General features: G+C 78.2%; 19 protein-coding genes. 6 read left to right on the forward strand and 13 right to left on the reverse strand.

All coding sequences use genetic code 11. From position 1 onward, the window contains the following. Positions 1-20: 20 nt before the first annotated feature. Entirely contained in the window at positions 21-755 is a 735-nt protein-coding gene (locus RTG05_RS02555) for an ANTAR domain-containing protein (protein WP_166527329.1), read from the reverse strand. A gap of 232 nt (positions 756-987) precedes the next feature. Further along, on the reverse strand, positions 988-1953 hold the full coding sequence (locus RTG05_RS02560; protein ID WP_315912256.1) for a cobalamin biosynthesis protein: 966 nt from the start codon (positions 1951-1953) through the stop codon (positions 988-990). A gap of 43 nt (positions 1954-1996) precedes the next feature. On the opposite strand from RTG05_RS02560, the gene def reads away from it, so the two are divergent. The 3 genes from def to cobM are packed head-to-tail and all read left to right on the forward strand — an operon-like array spanning position 1997 to position 4513. Continuing rightward, positions 1997-2536 (forward strand): peptide deformylase, encoded by a 540-nt coding sequence (def, locus tag RTG05_RS02565; protein WP_166527331.1) that lies wholly within the window; start codon positions 1997-1999, stop codon positions 2534-2536. After that, positions 2533-3741, forward strand: coding sequence for a precorrin-6y C5,15-methyltransferase (decarboxylating) subunit CbiE (cbiE, locus tag RTG05_RS02570; RefSeq protein WP_166527332.1), 1209 nt, complete (start codon positions 2533-2535; stop codon positions 3739-3741). The genes def and cbiE overlap by 4 nt, the downstream gene beginning before the upstream one ends. A 28-nt stretch (positions 3742-3769) precedes the next feature. After that, positions 3770-4513: a precorrin-4 C(11)-methyltransferase gene (gene cobM / locus RTG05_RS02575; protein ID WP_166527333.1), complete on the forward strand. Its 744-nt coding sequence runs from the start codon at positions 3770-3772 to the stop codon at positions 4511-4513. Here cobM and RTG05_RS02580 read toward each other — a convergent pair. Next, complete coding sequence (locus tag RTG05_RS02580) at positions 4510-5601, reverse strand: cobalt-precorrin-5B (C(1))-methyltransferase (RefSeq protein ID WP_166527334.1); 1092 nt, start codon at positions 5599-5601, stop codon at positions 4510-4512. The two genes, cobM and RTG05_RS02580, sit on opposite strands and share 4 nt — an antisense overlap. A gap of 26 nt (positions 5602-5627) precedes the next feature. Between RTG05_RS02580 and RTG05_RS02585 the strand changes: the two genes are divergently transcribed. Together RTG05_RS02585 and RTG05_RS02590 are read left to right on the forward strand one after the other, a co-directional pair. Continuing rightward, positions 5628-6464: a cobalt-precorrin-6A reductase gene (locus RTG05_RS02585; RefSeq protein ID WP_166527335.1), complete on the forward strand. Its 837-nt coding sequence runs from the start codon at positions 5628-5630 to the stop codon at positions 6462-6464. 64 nt (positions 6465-6528) lie between these two features. Then, entirely contained in the window at positions 6529-6939 is a 411-nt protein-coding gene (locus RTG05_RS02590) for a GlcG/HbpS family heme-binding protein (protein WP_208104755.1), read from the forward strand. Here RTG05_RS02590 and RTG05_RS02595 read toward each other — a convergent pair. Beyond that, positions 6936-7319 (reverse strand): hypothetical protein, encoded by a 384-nt coding sequence (locus RTG05_RS02595; protein ID WP_166527336.1) that lies wholly within the window; start codon positions 7317-7319, stop codon positions 6936-6938. The genes RTG05_RS02590 and RTG05_RS02595 overlap by 4 nt on opposite strands. 132 nt (positions 7320-7451) lie before the next feature. Here RTG05_RS02595 and RTG05_RS02600 point away from each other — a divergent pair, with 132 nt between their 5' ends. Beyond that, positions 7452-8063 carry a flavodoxin family protein gene (locus RTG05_RS02600; RefSeq protein WP_166527337.1) on the forward strand — a complete coding sequence of 204 codons (612 nt, stop codon included), beginning with the start codon at positions 7452-7454 and terminating at the stop codon, positions 8061-8063. Here RTG05_RS02600 and RTG05_RS02605 read toward each other — a convergent pair. The 9 genes from RTG05_RS02605 to RTG05_RS02645 form a co-directional block, all read right to left on the reverse strand. Continuing rightward, entirely contained in the window at positions 8054-9442 is a 1389-nt protein-coding gene (locus tag RTG05_RS02605; protein ID WP_166527338.1) for an MmgE/PrpD family protein, read from the reverse strand. The genes RTG05_RS02600 and RTG05_RS02605 overlap by 10 nt on opposite strands. Beyond that, positions 9439-10398, reverse strand: a complete 960-nt coding sequence (locus RTG05_RS02610) for an LLM class flavin-dependent oxidoreductase (protein WP_166527339.1) — start codon at positions 10396-10398, stop codon at positions 9439-9441. Before RTG05_RS02610 ends, RTG05_RS02605 begins: the two co-directional genes overlap by 4 nt. Continuing rightward, a complete protein-coding gene (locus RTG05_RS02615; protein WP_166527340.1) occupies positions 10395-10976 on the reverse strand; it encodes a hypothetical protein in 582 nt (193 codons plus the stop codon). Before RTG05_RS02615 ends, RTG05_RS02610 begins: the two co-directional genes overlap by 4 nt. A gap of 107 nt (positions 10977-11083) precedes the next feature. Further along, a complete protein-coding gene (locus RTG05_RS02620) occupies positions 11084-11437 on the reverse strand; it encodes a hypothetical protein (RefSeq protein ID WP_166527341.1) in 354 nt (117 codons plus the stop codon). Further along, positions 11434-12000, reverse strand: coding sequence for a hypothetical protein (locus tag RTG05_RS02625; RefSeq protein ID WP_166527342.1), 567 nt, complete (start codon positions 11998-12000; stop codon positions 11434-11436). Before RTG05_RS02625 ends, RTG05_RS02620 begins: the two co-directional genes overlap by 4 nt. Beyond that, positions 11997-13397 (reverse strand): MmgE/PrpD family protein, encoded by a 1401-nt coding sequence (locus RTG05_RS02630; protein ID WP_315912257.1) that lies wholly within the window; start codon positions 13395-13397, stop codon positions 11997-11999. Before RTG05_RS02630 ends, RTG05_RS02625 begins: the two co-directional genes overlap by 4 nt. Further along, positions 13394-14800: an MmgE/PrpD family protein gene (locus tag RTG05_RS02635; RefSeq protein ID WP_166527344.1), complete on the reverse strand. Its 1407-nt coding sequence runs from the start codon at positions 14798-14800 to the stop codon at positions 13394-13396. The genes RTG05_RS02630 and RTG05_RS02635 overlap by 4 nt, the downstream gene beginning before the upstream one ends. Next, complete coding sequence (locus RTG05_RS02640) at positions 14797-15630, reverse strand: cyclase family protein (protein WP_166527345.1); 834 nt, start codon at positions 15628-15630, stop codon at positions 14797-14799. Before RTG05_RS02640 ends, RTG05_RS02635 begins: the two co-directional genes overlap by 4 nt. Beyond that, complete coding sequence (locus tag RTG05_RS02645) at positions 15627-16505, reverse strand: HpcH/HpaI aldolase/citrate lyase family protein (protein ID WP_166527346.1); 879 nt, start codon at positions 16503-16505, stop codon at positions 15627-15629. Before RTG05_RS02645 ends, RTG05_RS02640 begins: the two co-directional genes overlap by 4 nt. Between the last annotated feature and the right edge of the window lie 173 nt (positions 16506-16678).

A 16678-nucleotide genomic window follows, 5' to 3' on the forward strand; every position in this document is an offset into this window, starting at 1 on the left:
ACACGCCCGCTCCCGCGGGCCTACGGCTGGGGGCGGGGCGGGCAGACGTCGCGCATGAGCGCCTGGATGTCCTCGGGCAGTGGCGTGTGGCCGGCCGCCGACCCCACGAGGGCCACGGCGACGTCCCGCACCTTGCGGTGGGAGTTGCTGGACAGGTGCGCCAGCAGGTCGAAGGCGACCTGGTCGCCGCAGCCGGTGAGCAGCATGAGGATGCCCTTGGCCTGCTCGATCGCCGCCCGGCTGCTCATCGCGGTGCGCAGCTGCGCGACCTCGGTCTCCAGGGCGTGCAGCCGGCCGTCCCCGTCCCCGTCGGCGCCGGGCGCGTCCGCGGACGGGGCCGGCTCCGGCGGCACCTCCACCAGCACGCCCTCCAGGGCGTCGACGGCCCCGGTGACGTCCAGGAGGGGCTCGCCGACGAGGACGGCGCGGCGGTCGTCGCCGCTGCGGCCGCCCAGCCGCACCCGCAGGGCGAAGGGGACGCCGGCGGTGCAGGCGTCGGAGATGGCGTCGAGGGTCCGCGGCCGGTCCTCCGGGTGCAGCGAGCGGACCAGCAGCTCGGTGCACGGCTGCGCCCCGCTGCGGGCCAGGGTGAGCAGCGCGGCCATCTCGGGGGACCAGGACCAGGTGCCGGTGCGCCGGTCGTAGCGGAACCGGCCGGCCAGCCGCCGGGCGGCGGTGCTGCGCACCGGTGGCGGCACCGGTCGGGCGTGCGACGCGCTGCTGCGGTGCAGGGTGGGTGAGGGGGTCGGGGTCACGTCGACTCCACGGGTGTTCGGCCGGAGCGTCCGGCCGGGGGCGCCGGTGGCCGTGGGTTCGACCTCCCCGGGACGACGGCGACCCGCAGGCCGCCGACCGCTCCGTCACCTGGACCGTACGACGTTCCCCGGGGTCGTGCACGCGTCATCCGTGCCCGTCCGGTGTCGCAACCGCGTGTCGGTGGAGTCACTCCAGTGCCGTCGCGCAGCGCGGTCGGCCCGTACCGGTGGGTCAGCGGTGGGGCAGCGTCCGCGCCGCCGCGGCGAGGACGGCAGCCGCGGTCCACACCGCGCCGGAGAGCCGGACGGCGCGCGGGACGTCGGCGGCGACCGGCGACCGGCCGTTGCCGAGGGACGGGCGGTCCTCCACCCGGCTGCCGTAGACGTTGCGCCCGCCCAGCCGCAGGTCCAGGGCGCCGGCCAGTGCGGCCTCGCAGCGGCCGGCGTTGGGTGAGGGGTGCGCGGCGCCGTCGCGCTGCCAGGCGGTCCAGGCGCCGCGCGCCGAGCCGCCGGCCGCCGGGGCGGTGGCCACGGTGAGCGCGGCGGTGAGCCGGGCGGGCAGCCAGTTGGCGACGTCGTCGGTGCGCGCGGCCGCCCAGCCGAAGCGCAGGTGGCGTGGCGACCGGTGGCCCACCATGGCGTCCAGCGTGTTGACCGCGCGGTAGCCGAGCAGCCCCGGCAGCCCGGCCAGGGCACCCCAGAGCAGCGGGGCGACGGCGGCGTCGGAGGTGTTCTCCGCGACCGACTCCACGGTGGCCCGGGCCAGCTCGGGGGCGTCCAGCCGGGAGGGGTCCCGGCCGGCGAGGGTGGGCAGCAGGGCGCGGGCGGCGGGCAGGTCGCCGGCCTCCAGGGTGCGCGCCATCGCCGTCCCCGCGCGGGCCAGGGACGTGCCGCCCAGCACCGCCCAGGTCGCGGCGGCGGTGACCAGGGTGCGGGGCACCGGTCGGCCGCGGGTGGCCCGGTCCAGGACGACGCCCAGGCCGGCGGCCCCGCCGGTGAGCAGCGCGGCGTACCCGGCCCCGGCGGCGCGCGAGTCCCGCCAGACCGCGCGCTCCAGGGCCGCGGCGGCCCGGCCGAACCCGGCCACCGGGTGCCACCGCGGCGGGTCGGCCAGCAGCAGGTCGGCGGCGGCGCCCAGGGCCAGCCCGGCCGCGGTCGGGAGGTCGCGCGGGGGCAGCACGCGGGTGGGTGGGTGCACGAGGCGATGGTGTCAACCGCGGCCGTCCCTAGGATGGGCGGCCATGCGCCTGCCCGGCCGTTACAGCGGCGTCGCCCGGCCGATCGTCACCTACGGCAGCAACCCCGTCCTGCACCGGCCGTGCGCGCCGGTGACCGTCTTCGACCGCGACCTGCGCCGGCTGGTGCTCGACATGTTCGCCTCCATGGAGGCCGCCGACGGCGTGGGCCTGGCCGCCAACCAGATCGGCGTCGACGCGCGCGTGTTCGTCATGGACTGCCCCGACGCCGACGGCGAGGACGTCGTCGGCTACGTCGTCAACCCCGAGCTCACGGTCCTCGACCCGGCCGGCGGGGAGCCGGCCGAGGAGGTCACCGAGGAGGGCTGCCTGTCGGTGCCCGGCCCGTTCGCCGAGCTGCCGCGGGCCTTCCGTGCCCGGGTGGACGGCGTGGACGTCGACGGCGAGCCGGTGTCCATCGAGGCGACCGGGATGGCCGCCCGCTGCCTGCAGCACGAGGTCGACCACCTCGACGGCACCGTCTACGTCGACCGGCTCACCGAGGAGCTGCGCGAGCGCCTGCTGGCCGAGGCGGCCGGCCCGTGAGCACGCCGGTGGTGGTGGTCGGCATCGGGGCCGACGGCTGGGACGGCCTGTCGCCGCGGGCCCGGCGTGCCGTCGAGGACGCCGACGTGCTGCGCGGCAGCGCCCGGCAGCTGGCGCTCGTGCCCGCCGACGTCGCGGCCGAGCGGGTGCCCTGGCCCTCGCCGATGGCCCCCGCCCTGGCCGGCCTGCCCGACGCGCACCCGGGCCGCCGGGTGGTCGTGCTGGCCAGCGGGGACCCGATGCTGTCCGGCGTCGGCACCTCGCTGGTGCGGCTGCACGGCGCCGGCGCGGTCGAGGTGCTGCCGCACCCGTCGTCGGTGACGCTGGCCTGCGCCCGGCTGGGCTGGGCGGTGGAGGAGACCCCGGTGGTCACCGTGGTCGGCCGCCCGGTGGAGCTCGTCGCGCCGCACGCCACCCCGGGCCGCCGGCTGCTCGTGCTCGGCTCGGACGGCGGCACCCCCGCGGAGGTGGCCCGGCTGCTGGCCGACCGCGGCCTGGGCGCCAGCCGGCTGACCGCGCTGGCCCAGCTCGGCGGCCCGGCCGAGCGGCAGGTCACCGGCACCGCGGCCGGCTGGCCGCACGCCGACACCGACCCGCTCGTCATCACCGCCGTCGAGGTGGCCGCCGACCCCGGCACCGTGCCGCTGCCGACCGTGCCCGGTCTGCCCGACGACGCCTACGCCTCCGACGGGCAGCTGACCAAGCGCGACGTCCGCGCGGTCACCCTCGCCCGGCTCGCGCCGCTGCCCGGGCAGCTGCTGTGGGACGTCGGTGCCGGCGCGGGCTCGATCGGCGTGGAGTGGATGCGGGTGCACCCGTCCTGCCGGGCCGTGGCGGTGGAGTCCGACGCCGTCCGGGCCCGCCGGGTGGGGCAGAACGCCGCGCGGCTCGGCGTCCCCGGGCTGCAGGTGGTCGAGGGGCGCGCGCCGGCGGCGCTGGAGGGGCTGCCCGCCCCGGACGCGGTGTTCGTCGGCGGCGGGTTGACCAGCGACGGGCTGCTCGAGGTCTGCTGGGCCGCGCTGCGCCCCGGCGGGCGGCTGGTGGCCAACGCGGTGACGGTGGAGGGCGAGGCGGTGCTGGCCGCCTGGCGGGCCCGGGTCGGCGGCGAGCTGACCCGGCTCTCGGTCGCGCACGCGGTGCCGGTCGGCGGCTTCAGCGGCTGGAGGCCCGCCATGCCCGTGACGATCTGGAGCGTCACCCGGTGACCGCCAATATCGGGATAAAGGCGGTCCCGTGACCGTGTACTTCGTCGGGGCCGGACCCGGGGCGGCCGACCTCGTCACGCTGCGCGCGGCGCGGGTCATCGCCGCCGCACCGGTGTGCCTGTACGCCGGCGCCCTCGTGCCCCGCGAGCTGCTGGACACGGCTCCGGCGGGCGCCCGGCTGGTCGACACCGCCGACCTCGACCTCGACGCGATCACCGCGGAGCTGGTCGCCGCGCACGAGGCCGGGCTGGACGTGGCCCGGCTGCACTCCGGGGACCCGTCGATCTGGAGCGCGATGGCCGAGCAGGTGCGCCGGCTGGACGCCGCCGGGGTGCCCTACGAGGTGGTCCCCGGCGTCCCGGCGTTCGCGGCGGCGGCCGCGGCGCTCAAGCGGGAGCTCACCGTGCCCGGCGTGGGGCAGACCGTCGTCCTCACCCGGACCAGCGCCCGTTCGACGCCGATGCCGCCGGGCGAGCAGCTGGCCGCCTACGCCGCCACCGGCGCCACGCTGGTGCTGCACCTCGCCGTCCAGCGGATCGCCGAGCTGGCCCCCGAGCTGGCCGCGCACTACGGGGACGACGGCCCGGTCGCGGTGGTCGCCCGCGCCAGCCGGGACGACGAGCTGGTGCTGCGCGGCACGCTGGGCGACATCGCCGCGCAGGTCGAGGCCGCCGGGGTGCGGCGGACGGCGGTGGTCGTCGTCGGTCCGGTGCTCTCCGCGGCGGAGTTCCCCGACAGCCACCTGTACTCCGCCGACCGATGCCGCTCCTAGGCGCGACCCACCACGGTGCCGCCCCGGTCGACCACCACCACGTCGACCTCGACCGGGGCGCCGTCCAGCACGCCGAGCGCGGTGCGCCGCGCGCCGGCGGCGACCAGGTCGCCCAGGGGGAGCCCGGCGGCCTGGCACTGCTGCAGGGCGTCGAGGGCGGTGTTGGCCCCGAGCACCCCGGCGACCAGCCGGGGCGATCCGCCGGCCCCGCGCACCAGCGCGGCCAGCGCGTCGGGGGAGACCTGGGAGCGGGCCGAGTGCAGGTCGAGGTGGCCGTCGGCGAGCTTGGCCAGCTTGCCGATGCCGCCGGCGACGGTCAGCCGCGGCACCGGGTGGCGGCGCAGGTACTTGAGCACCGCGCCGGCGAAGTCGCCCATGTCCAGCAGCGCGTCCTCGGGCAGCCCGTACAGCTCGGTGACCGTCCGCTCGCTGGTGGACCCGGTGCACCCCGCGACGTGCTGGTGCCCGGCCGCGCGGGCGACGTCGATGCCGCGGCGGATCGAGTCGATCCACGACGCGCACGAGTACGGGACGACGACGCCGGTCGTGCCGAGGATGGACAGCCCGCCGAGGATGCCCAGCCGCGGGTTCCACGTCTTCAGCGCCAGCTCCGCGCCGCCCTCGACGGAGACCTCGACGACGACGTCGCCGGTGCCGCCGTGCCGCGCGGCGACCGCGGCGACGTGCTCGCGCATCAGCAGCCGCGGCACCGGGTTGATCGCCGGCTCGCCCACCGCCAGCGGCAGCCCGGGCTTGGTCACCGTGCCCACGCCCTCGCCGGCGCGGAAGGCCACACCCGACCCCGGCTCGCCGTGGCTGACCCGCGCGGACACCAGCGCGCCGTGGGTGACGTCGGGGTCGTCGCCGGCGTCCTTGACGACCCCGGCGGTGGCCGACCCGTCGGCGAGCGACTCGCAGGCCAGGGCGAAGGCCGGGTGCCGGTCGTGCGGCAGGTCGATCCGCACCGGGTCGGGGAACCCGCCGGTCAGCAGGGCGGTGTAGGCGGCGGTGGTCGCCGCGGTCGCGCACGCGCCGGTGGTCCAGCCGGAGCGCAGCCCCGTGCCGCCCTCACGTCCCGCCCCGGTCACCGGACCAGCATGCACCGGCTCCGGGCGTGAGCGGCCGGGTGCTCGTGCTGGGCGGGACGGCGGAGGCCCGGCAGCTCGCCGGGCGGCTGGTCGCCGCCGGCGCCGACGTGCTGAGCTCGCTGGCCGGCCGGGTCGCCGACCCCCTGCTCCCACCCGGGGAGGTCCGCGTCGGCGGGTTCGGCGGCGTGGCCGGCCTGACCGCCGCGCTGGCCGGAGGTCCCCGCCCCGTCGCTGTTGTGGTCGACGCCACCCACCCCTTCGCCGCCACCATGACCGCGCACGCCGCGGCGGCGGCCGCGGCCACCGGCACCCCGCTGCTGCGGCTGCACCGCCCCGGCTGGACGGCCGGGCCCGGTGACGACTGGCGGTGGGTGGACACCCTGGAGCAGGCGGCGGCCGCGGTGGCCGGGTACCGCTGCCCGTTCGTGACCACCGGCCGGCAGGGGCTGGCGGCCTTCGCTCGGCTGACCGCGCCCTGCCTGGTCCGCTCGGTGGACCCGCCCGCGCCGCCGCTGCCGCCGCGGGCCACCGTGGTGCTCGACCGGGGGCCGTTCACCGTGGCCGGCGAGCGGGCGCTGATGGTGGCGCACGGGGTGGACGTCGTCGTCACCAAGGACAGCGGTGGGCCCATGACCGCCGCCAAGCTGACCGCCGCGCGGGAGCTCGGCGTCCCCGTGGTGCTGGTCCGCCGGCCGCCGCTGCCGCCGGGCGTGCCGGTGGTCACGACCGTCGAGGAGGCGCTGGCCTGGCTGGCCCGGGAGGGCACCGCGGCGTTGCCGGAGGGGCCCCGTCGCGCAGCGTCAGGGACGCGCACCCAGGGCGACGACGTGGCCGCGCACCCGCCCGCCCCGGAGCGGATGTGACCGGACTCACCCGATACTCCGCGGGCGGAGCGCCACCGCCGTCCGCCCGACCCGAGGAGTCGCCGTGAACCGCAGCATCACGCTGGAGCAAGCCGAGACGATCGTCACGGCGTGCAAGCGGGAGGCCCAGACCGTCGGCCAGCCGATGAACATCGCGGTCGTGGACAGCGGGGGCAACCTCGTCGCGTTCGCCGCCATGGACGACACCAAGCTCATCGGCGAGGACATCTCGCAGAAGAAGGCCCTCACGGCCGTGTACTTCCAGATGGACACCCGCGACCTCGCCCCGCTGGTGCAGCCCGGGCAGCCCCTCTACGGCATCGAGGCGACCAGCGGCGGACGGCTGGTCGTCTTCGGCGGCGGGGTGCTGCTGCGCGGCGCGGACGGCCGGGTCGCCGGCGGGGTCGGCGTCAGCGCCGGGACCGTCGACGAGGACCACCAGGTGGCCGAGGCCGGGCGGGCCGCCTTCGGCTAGGCCGGGGAGCGGAACGCCCAGGCCGCCAGCCAGGCGGTGCCCACGACGAGCAGCAGCGCCAGCGGCACGTGCGCCTCGATGGAGCCGGAGCTGCCCAGCGCCGCCTGCACGAAGCCGAGCACGAGGACCACCCCGGCCAGCGCCGCCGGCCACCACACCCGTGTGCGGCGCCCGTGCAGCGCGGTGGCCAGCAGCAGCAGTGCGGAGGTCACGTGCAGGGCGATCGCCCCGGCGGCGTGGCCGCCGAGTGCGTCCTCCCCGACCGAGATCCGGCCGGCGGTGACGAACTGCCAGCCGAGCACGAGCAGCGTCAGCACGGCAGCGGCCTGCACCGCCCGGACGGTCGAGGGGGCCACGGCGGTGTCGGGGGTCCGGGTCATGCAGGTCCTCCGTGCGGACGGCGGCGGGCGGGGTGTGCCGAGCGAAGCAGCTCACCGCGGCCGGCACCAGGGGCGCCACCCGTCGGGGTCCTCGTGGTGTGACGGGCGACCGGGTCGGGAACGGCGGACTGCATGACCGAGACCGTGCCCCTCCGCGCCCTCGCCCTCGTGTGCACCCTCACGCCCTCGCCCGCACCGTCCAGCAGCGAGCTGATGGCCCGCCAGGTGCTCGACGCCCTCGCCGAGCACGGCGTGACCGGCGACGTCGTCCGCGTCGTCGACCACGACGTCAAGCCCGGCGTGCAGGTCGACATGGGGGAGGGGGACGCCTGGCCGGCGATCCGCGAGCAGATGATGGCCGCCGACATCCTGGTGGTCTCCACCCCCACCTGGGTCGGCCACATGAGCAGCGTCGCGCAGCGGGTGCTCGAGCGGCTGGACGGCGAGCTGTCCGAGACCGACGACTCCGGCCGGCCGCTGGTCGCCGGCAAGGTCGCCGTCACCGCCGTCGTCGGCAACGAGGACGGCGCGCACAAGATCACCGCCGACCTGATGCAGGGCCTGGACGACATCGGCTTCACCATCCCGTCCCAGGGCGGCACCTACTGGAACGACGAGGCGATGGGCGGTCGCGACTACCAGGACCTCGAGCAGACCCCCGAGGCGGTCGCCTCCACCACCACCACGCTGGCGGCCAACGCCGCGCACCTGGCCCGCCTGCTCAAGGCGAGTCCCTACAGCTGAGCGCCTCCGGAGGCGGGCACGAGCTCGCCCAGCACCGTCCGGGCCAGCAGGCCGGTGCTCCAGGTGTCCCCGCCGCGGGGGTGCAGCACGTCGCGGACGACGGCGTCCAGGAGCGTCGGGTCGACGAGGTCGGCCACGTTGCTCCGGGCCTTGGCCTCGACCTCGGCACCGGAGAGGGGCGAGGCGGGGTTGCCGCGGGCGTTGCGCACCTCGGCCCGGAGCGTGCGGCCGTCGCGCAACCGGACCGCCACGCGGGCCGGGCGCTCCACGGGCAGGGCCGCGGAGGAGGCGTCGTCCGCGCGGACGCGGACCCGGGCCGCCAGCTCGGCCACCGACCGGCGCGCCAGCTGCCCGGGCAGGAAGGAGCCGGCGTCCAGGGTGCCGTCCACGAGCAGGGTGGCCACGCAGTAGGGGAGCGAGAACCGCGCCTGCATGTCGGAGCGGATGTCGAGGCCGGTCAGCCCGGCGGCGAAGGCGAAGGTGTCGACCTCGACCGCCAGCACGTCCTCGGCCGCCGTCCCGCTGCCCGCCGTCGCCAGCTGCACCGCGTCGAGGGTCGGGTGGATCCAGCGGGCGCAGGCGTACGGCTTGAGGTAGCTGTCCAGCAGCCGCCACCGCCGCCCCAGGCCCCCGACGAGCTCCTCGACGGAGAGGTCGGTGCAGACGGCGGAGTCGAACAGCGCGGTGTGCACGCCGATCGCGTCGCCCTCGTCCACCGCCGGGTCCCGGGCGAGGTCGGCGGCCAGGGCCCCGTGGCAGGCGCCCAGCCCGGTCCACACGTTGCGCACCGTGCCGCCGTGCACCGGCACGGCGAGCGTCGCGGCCACCGGCAGCGCCGAGCCGAGCAGGAACGCCCGCCCGAGCTCCTCCGGGGAGCCGCCGCGCAGCAGCGTGGCGGCCAGCGCCGCCGCCGACGGCCCGTGCACGCCGTGGGGGTGCAGCCCCGGCCGCAGGGAGGACGCCGTCCCGCTGCGCAGCCCCACCTCGGTGGCGACCAGGAAGACCTCCAGCAGCCGCCGGTCGGTCACCTCTCCCGACGCGGCGGCCAGCAGCAGCACCGGCAGGCAGTGCGGCGCGGGGTGGGCCGTCGGCACCGGCGGGAGCCGGTGGCCCTGGGGGTGGAAGGAGCCGCCGGAGTCTGCGTCCAGCCAGGTCGCGGCCGTGCCGAGGACGAGCAGCGCCCCGGACGGCCCGGACGCCGCCAGGCCGCGGGCCAGCTCCCGGACCGGTGGGTGGCGCAGCCCGCCGAGCAGCGCGCCGAGGGTGTCCAGCAGCAGGAGCCGGGCGAAGGCGACCACCCCGGCCGGGACGTCGGCGAGCCGGGTGGCCGAGGCGAAGTCGCCGATCGCCGCCACGTTCGCGCGGTCCAGGGCGCTCACCGGTCGTCCTCCGGGGTGCGCAGCCCCGCCCGCAGCGCGGGGACCAGCTCGGCGAGCCGGTCCTCCACCCCCGCGACCCCGCCCGCGAGCACCACCCCGGCGACGCCCAGGCCGGCCAGCGGCCGCAGCCGGGCGGTGATCGCGCCCGGGTCCCCGGTCAGGACGAACCGCTCCCGGACGAGGGAGTCGGCGGCCGTGGTCGCACCGCCACGGGCGTCGGCCGTGCCGTGCCGTGCGTAGTCGTGCGACCGGGCGGCGGCGCGGACGGCGGCGACGTCGGCAGCCGGGATGCCGTACCAGTCCGGAGCGGCCGCCAGCCGCATGGCGCAGGAGCCGAGGACCGGCTCGGCAGCGGCCGCGGACTCCGCCGCGGACGAGGTCAGCGTCGCGCGCAGGAACAGCCAGACGGCGACCCCGGGGTCGTGCTCCCTCGCCAGCCGCACGGCGCGGGCCACCACGCCGGCGTCGACCCCGACGTCCACGAGCACCCCGCCCAGCGCGGTGGCGGTCGCCGCGACGGTCCTCGGGCCGGACGCGGCGCCCAGCACCCGTCCCGCGGCCACCGGTCCGTCCGCGGTGGTCAGCCGCTCGCGCAGCGCCGCGAGCGCCGCGGTGTAGGCGGCCATCGGCGGTGCGGGCAGGCCCTCGTTGCGCACCGAGCTCTCCCCGCGGCCCACGACCGTGAGGACCCGCCCGGGGTGGTGTCGTTCCAGCGTGCGGACCGCGCCGGCGACGGTGACCGGGTGGCGGAGGCCCAGGCTGGCCACGCACGGGCCGGCCAGGACCGCGTCCGTGGCGGACAGCACGCGCTCGGTCTCGAGGAACGGGTCGGGGAACAGCCGCGGGCTGTCCACGAGCCCGACCCCGTCCAGGCCGGCGGCGCAGCCGCGCACGGCGGCGTGGACCGCGTCGGCGGCTGCCCAGGGGCGGGCCGCGTTCAGCAGGACGGCGGTCACCTCAGCCCCGCCAGGAGCGCGCCGGCCGGGCCGACCGGTGCTCCGGGGCCGTCGGTGACGGGCGCCGTGCGCAGGTGGCCGGCCGGCCGGCCGGTCACCGTCGACACCGTGTCCTGGAGGGTCCCCGGGGTGCCGACGAGGCCGGCGCGCAGCACCTGCGGAGCCAGCCAGCCGGCCGCGAGGCAGTGTCCCGCGGCCACGGCGTCCACCGCCGTCCCGGAGCCGTCGCCGGGTGGTCGTACGACCATGAGCGCGGCCGCGACGTCGAGCACCGGGTCCAGGTCGGGAGGGTCGGTCCCGCCCGCGACGGCGGCACAGGCCGCGGCCGCGACCACGCCCGTGGTCGGCCGGCCGGTGACCGCGCCGGTGCCCACCACGTCCGTGAGCGCCGCGGAGACCGCGAGCCCGGTCCGCAGCGCGCGCTCGACGTCGTCCCCGCTGCCCTCCGGTGGACTCGCCGCCAGCGCGACCAGCGCGAGCCCGTCGGCCTCGGCGGCGCCCGCCCGGTGCAGCCGGGCGCCGTTCCACAGCAGCGCCGGCCACGGCTCGGCAGCCAGCCGCGTGCCCAGCAGCGGCACCCGGCCCGAGGGGCTCGCGCTCCGCTCCGCCCAGGCGAGCAGCCCCTCGGGGACGGCGGTGGACGCGTGGTCGGCCAGCCGTCGGAGTGCCGCGGCGAGCTCCCCGGTCAGCGGGTGACCTCCGTGCTCTCCGTGACGAGGTAGAACTTGAAGTCCGTCCTGCCGGCCGGTCCGCGCTCGGCCGGGATCGGGTGCTCGGCGAACCAGGCGAGGTAGTCGGCGTAGGCCTGCTCGTCGGCGTAGTGCATCTCCGCGATCCGGTAGAACGTGGCGCCGGGCGGCACGTCCGCGGACCCGCCGGAGGCCTGCCGGACCGGGCGCAGCACCTTGTTGAAGACGATCCGGTCCAGGTGGGGGTTGGCCAGCAGGTCCGGCGCGTGCACGTCGAACAGCCACGCCTCGTACTCCTCCAGGCTGACGCCGGGCGCGATGTCGTAGCCGAGGATGGTCTTGACGGTCATGTCTCTCCCTGGGGTCGGTGCTCGGGTGGGAACCGGAGGTCGTGGGCGGGCAGGGTCCAGTCGAAGGACCGGGCGCCCTCACCGAAGCCCTCCAGCCGGACCCGGCGGGGCTCGAGGTGCACACCCACGAGGTCGGCCACGACCTGGTCGGCGTCGCGGAGCGGCGCGCGGGTGAAGCCCTGCGCGCGCTGTGCCGAGACGTGCCGGGAGTAGCAGGCGACCGTCTCCGCCGCGCTGGTGAACACCGCGGTGCCGCGCACGAAGACCCCCCGGGGCGGCAGCCGGCCGATGTCGAACACGTGGGGGTGCTCGTTGGCGGCCCCCGGCGCCGGACCACCGATCCAGGCGACCAGGGTCCGGGGGTCGCGGCGCAGCTGGGCCAGGCGGGCGTGGGTGCGCCGCTGCACCAGGTCGACCGACCAGTCCTCGTTGAGGAACGCCGTCATCGTCCGTGCGACGGGGAACCCGTACCGGTCGATCGTGGTGACCTGGGCGAACCCCGCCTCCTCGGCGACGAACCGGAGGGCGGCGGCCCGGGCCGCGTCCAGCTGCGGGTCGCTCACCACGGGCCGGGCTCCCCGCGGACGGCGGCCCGGCGGAGGGCCGCGCCGACGGTACGGGCGTCGCCGCCGTCGGCGAGGGCGTGCACCGCCGCGAGGACGCTCCGCCCGGCCGTGCCGAACCGGGCGACCAGCAGCCGCTCGGCCTTGGCGGCCAGCTCGGCGCGGGAGAAGGCGCGGTCGGCGTCGCCGCGGGGCCGGGCGGCCGCGGCGGTGCGCGTGCCGCCGTCGGCGAGGGTGAGGCGGACGGACGCGGGCCGCCCGGCCGGGTAGCCGGCGTCCAGGGTGGCGTCGTGGACGACCCGGACGCGGGCGGCGAGGTCGCGCACGGCCGGTGAGGTGACGACGGCGGAGGTCATCGTGGTCTCGTCCAGCCGGCCGTGCACCAGCGCGACGGCCACGGACGTCGGGATGCTGAACCGCGCCGACAGCTCGTCCTCGGCCGGGGAGTCGAGACCGGCGGCTCCGGCCCACGTCCGGACCTCCACCGAGGCGACGTCCGCCCCCCGCACGCCGTCGTCGAGCAGGTCGGCCACCGCGTCGTTGACCCCGTGCAGGTGCGCGCACGTCGGGTGGGCCTTCACGTAGCCGGCGAGGACCTCGTGCCGGTCCCACCCCCCGTCGGGGGCGACCCCGAGGTGGACGGGGTCCCAGTCCTGCGCGGCGACGGCGGCGAGGTGCCGGTCCAGCGCGCCGGGCCGGGCCGCGAGCCCGGCGACGGCCGCGGCCCCCAGCGTGGTCCCGAGCTGCACGGACGCCCCGAGGAAGGCGTGCCCGCCGGGGGCTCCGCCGAACACCGTGCCGGCGTCGGTGAGCAGCACCGCGGCGGCGGACAGCTCGAGCGCCCGCCGGGCGGCCGCGGCGTCCCCCGGGGCCAGCAGGCGCGCCGCCGCGGCGGAGGCGGCGACCTGACCCCAGGTGCCGATGTCGTGGACCCCGGGGGGCGTGCCGCCCATCGCGCGGCCCAGCCGCACGCCCGCCTCGTAGCCGGCCAGGACGGCGGACAGCACCTCGCCGCCGGTGGCGTCGACCTCCTCGCCGAGGGCGAGCACCGCCGGGACGACGTGCGCGGCGGGGTGGCCGCGGGCGGGCCGGTGGCCGTCCTGCAGCTGGTCGGCCGCGACCGCGCAGCCGTTGAGGAAGGCGGCCGTCGCCGCGGGCCACCCGCGCGACCGGCCGACCACGGTCGCCGGCCCGTCCGGGGTGTGTGCGGCGTACCCGGCCACCACGCGGGACAGCTCCGGCCGGCGCGAGCCCAGCGCGGTCACCGCCACGCAGTCGGCGACGAGGTCGACCACCCGGTCCCGGACGGCGCCCGGGCAGGCCGCCCACGACGTCGTGCTCACCGCCGCGGCCAGCCCCTCGACCGGCGCGCCGGGCCGGGACCGGAGCGGTGTCACCCCCGCACGCCGGCCATCAGCGCGCGGACGTCGTCCGCCTGCGGCAGGTCCAGCGCCGCCGCGGCGACGGTGGCGGCCGTGTCGTCGTCCAGGACGCGGACGGCGTTGAGCCGGAACTTCTCGGCCAGCTCGGCGGAGGACAGCGGGTTGGCCGGTCCGCCGCGGTTGGCCTCGACGCGCACCTCGTGCCGGGTCCCGTCGGTGGTCAGCACCCGCAGGACCGCCGGGAACTGGTGGGGGAAGACCTCGTCGCAGCGGGCGTCGGGCACGCACCGCACCCGGGCGGCCAGGGCCAGCCGGACCGGGTCGGCGGCCGCGGTGTCGGTGAAGTCCTCGTGGAACACCCCGAGCCCGCCCCCGCCGGTGAGGGCCGCGGCCACGGTGTACGGCCCGCTGAAGGCCGCGTGGTAGCCCGACCGCGGCCGGGCTTTCTCGGCCGCGGGCTCGCCGATCGTCCGCAGCACCGCCGACGGCGCGCCCAGCTCGACCTCCACGACGTCCTCGGGCCGCACCCCGCGGCGGCGGATCTCCAGGGCCGCGTCGATCCCGGCGTGGGTGAAGTGGTTGCACGGATAGGGCTTGAAGAAGACGCCGGGCAGCTCCCAGTGCCCGCCGAGCCGGTCGACCACGGCGTCGACGTCGGCACGCTCGCCGCAGTGGGCGTGCAGGAAGCCGAACCGGCCCTCGACCACCGTCGGGGGCCCGGTCAGTCCGTGCCTCGCGAGGTCGGCGGCCACCACGCCGGCGTGCGCGGCCCAGCCGCAGTGCACCCGCTTGACCGTCCCGCCGGTGCGGTTGGCCTCGATGAGGCCCGAGCCCATGGACGCCGCGATGCCCGCCGCGTGCCCGATCCCGTCCGCGTCGAGCCCACCCACCGTGGCCGCGGCGACCGCCGCACCGACCGCGCCGCAGATGGAGGTGGCGTGCAGCCCCCGCTCGAAGAACTCCGAGTTGCCCCGCTCCCGGTCGTAGCCGCCCATCCCCAGGCGCACCGCCACCTCGATGCCGACCCCGGCGGCGTCCAGCAGCGCCGGGCCGCTCGCGCCGGTCGCCTCCGCGACCGCCAGCGCGGCGGCCACGACCGACGCGGAGGGGTGCAGCACCGAGGGCAGGTGGGTGTCGTCGAAGTCGAGGGAGTGCGCCAGCGTGCCGTTGACCAGGGCGGCCGCCGGTGCCGGCACGCGCGTGCCGGTGCCGATGGCCGTCGCGTCGGCCGGGCCGCCCCACCCCCGGACGACGGCCGTCACGGCCGCGGCGGAGACCTCCTCGTGGGCGGCGAGGCTGTTGCCGACGAAGTCCAGCACCCGGCGGGCGACGTCCTCGCGCAGACCGGGCGGCAAGCCCGCGGCCCGGGTGTCGGCGGCCAGCCCGGCCAGGCGCGCGACGACCGTCGGGGCGGTCATGCCGGGACCGCGGCGAACGGGCGGATGGGCGAGCCGGTGCCGCCGACGATGCGCAGCGGCGCCATGACGAAGACGAACTCGGTGAGGCCCTGCGCGGAGGCCGCCTCCAGGTCGAGGTGCTCGAGGATGTGGATGCCGGCCTCGACGAGCAGGATCCCGTGCACCGGCAGCACGCTGTGCCCGGCGCCCGGCCGGATCTGCTCGAAGGCGGTGGTGTCGGCCCCGGCGGCGACCACGCCCGCGTCGGCGAGCCACTGCCCGGCGTCCGGTGCGGCCCCGGGCACGCCGTCGGACTGGCCGAGGTAGGTGGTGGGGTCGGCGAAGTGCCGGGCCCACCCGGTGCGGATGAGGGCGACGTCCCCGCGCCGGACCTGCACGCCCGCGGCGTCCGCGGCGTCCGCGAGGTCGCGCGCCGTCACGCCGTAGCCGGCGGGCAGCACCTCCACGCCCCGGGTGGCGGCGACGTCGAGCAGGACCCCGCGGGTCAGCAGCGCGGGGGTGTGCTCGGCACCGAGCTGCTGGAACCGGCCGCCGGTCTGGGACGCGGCGGCGTCGACCCCGCCGTGCAGCACCCCGTCGTGGCTGACGTGGGAGAGCGCGTCCACGTGGGTGCCGACGTGGCCCCCGGTCACGATGATCTCGTTCGCGGCCGAGCCGCCGTCCGGGCGGACGAGGTCCCCGTGCCGCCGGATCAGGCTCATCCGGAAGCCCGGGTGGTTCGGCGAGCACGGCATGCCGGTGAAGAAGGGATGGCCCAGTTCGACGATCCGCACCCCGTTGCCCACCGCCGCGAGCAGGGCGTCGGTCGTGGAGGTCTCCGAGGTCGTCATGGGGCGTCTCCTGCACGGGGGTCGGGTCCGGTGGGGGAGGGCCGGGCGGGCGGGCGGGCCCGGTCCAGGACGGTGCGGGCGCGGGCGACGACGGCGGGGTCGACGAACCGGCCCTGGGCGTCGAGCGCGGCGGTCTCCCCGCGGGCGGCCGCCGCGGCCGCGGTGGCGAGGACGCCCTCCGCGGCGGCGACCTCCTCGGGCGAGGGGGTGTAGACCTCGTGGACCGGGTCGATCTGGCGGGGGTGGACGATCGAGCGGCCGAAGAACCCGGTGGCCCGGCCCTGCCGGCTGGTGGCCCGCAGGCCGTCGGGGTCGCCGACGTCGGTCCAGACGCTCTGCACCGGTGAGGGCAGCCCGGCCGCCCGTGCGGCGGCCACCACGAGGCCGCGGGCCCAGGTCAGCCCCTCGTCGCGGTCGACGAGCAGGTCGGCGGCGAGGTCGGCCTCGCCGAGGCCGATGCCGGCGACGAGCTCGTGGGCCCCGGCCAGCTCGTGGGCCCGCCACAGCCCACGCGCGGTCTCCAGCAGCAGCTGCAGCCGCGCCCCGGTGCGCTCGGCGAGCTCACGGACCTCCTCGGGGTCGTCGGCCCGCGGGACCCGCAGGCCGTCCACCCGGCGCCCGGCGAGTGCGGCCACGTCCCGGCTCCCGGCGTCGGTGCCCGGCGGGTTGACCCGCACCCAGACCTGCCGCGGGTCGTCGGCCGGCCGGTCGTCGAGCACGGCGACCGCGTGGGCCCGGGCGGCGTCCTTCTGCGCCGCGGGGACGGCGTCCTCGAGGTCGATGACCACGGCGTCGGCGCCGGCGGCCAGCGCCTTCGCGACGCGCTCGCCCCGGTGGCCGGGGACGTAGAGCCAGGACCGCGGGACCGTGCTCACGCGTCCTCCTCGCTGGCGCTCGTCGGTCGCGTTCGCGGCGCTGCCGTGCTCGTGCGTGAGCTCGCGAGCTCGCTCACGTGTCCTCCTCGCTGGCGCTCGTCGGTCGCGTTCGCGGCGCTGCCGTGCTCGTGCGTGAGCTCGCGAGCTCGCTCACGTGTCCTCCCCGCTGGCGC

This window comes from Geodermatophilus sp. DSM 44513 (assembly GCF_032460525.1).
Taxonomy (GTDB): Bacteria; Actinomycetota; Actinomycetes; order Mycobacteriales; family Geodermatophilaceae; genus Geodermatophilus.

Coding starts and splice junctions, on each gene's coding strand:
- def (WP_166527331.1), top strand. CDS start 1,997: ATGCGCCTGCCCGGCCGTTACAGCGGCGTCGCCCGGCCGATCGTCACC.
- RTG05_RS02595 (WP_166527336.1), bottom strand. CDS start 7,319: ATGACCCGGACCCCCGACACCGCCGTGGCCCCCTCGACCGTCCGGGCG.
- RTG05_RS02600 (WP_166527337.1), top strand. CDS start 7,452: ATGACCGAGACCGTGCCCCTCCGCGCCCTCGCCCTCGTGTGCACCCTC.
- RTG05_RS02620 (WP_166527341.1), bottom strand. CDS start 11,437: ATGACCGTCAAGACCATCCTCGGCTACGACATCGCGCCCGGCGTCAGC.
- RTG05_RS02635 (WP_166527344.1), bottom strand. CDS start 14,800: ATGACCGCCCCGACGGTCGTCGCGCGCCTGGCCGGGCTGGCCGCCGAC.
- RTG05_RS02640 (WP_166527345.1), bottom strand. CDS start 15,630: ATGACGACCTCGGAGACCTCCACGACCGACGCCCTGCTCGCGGCGGTG.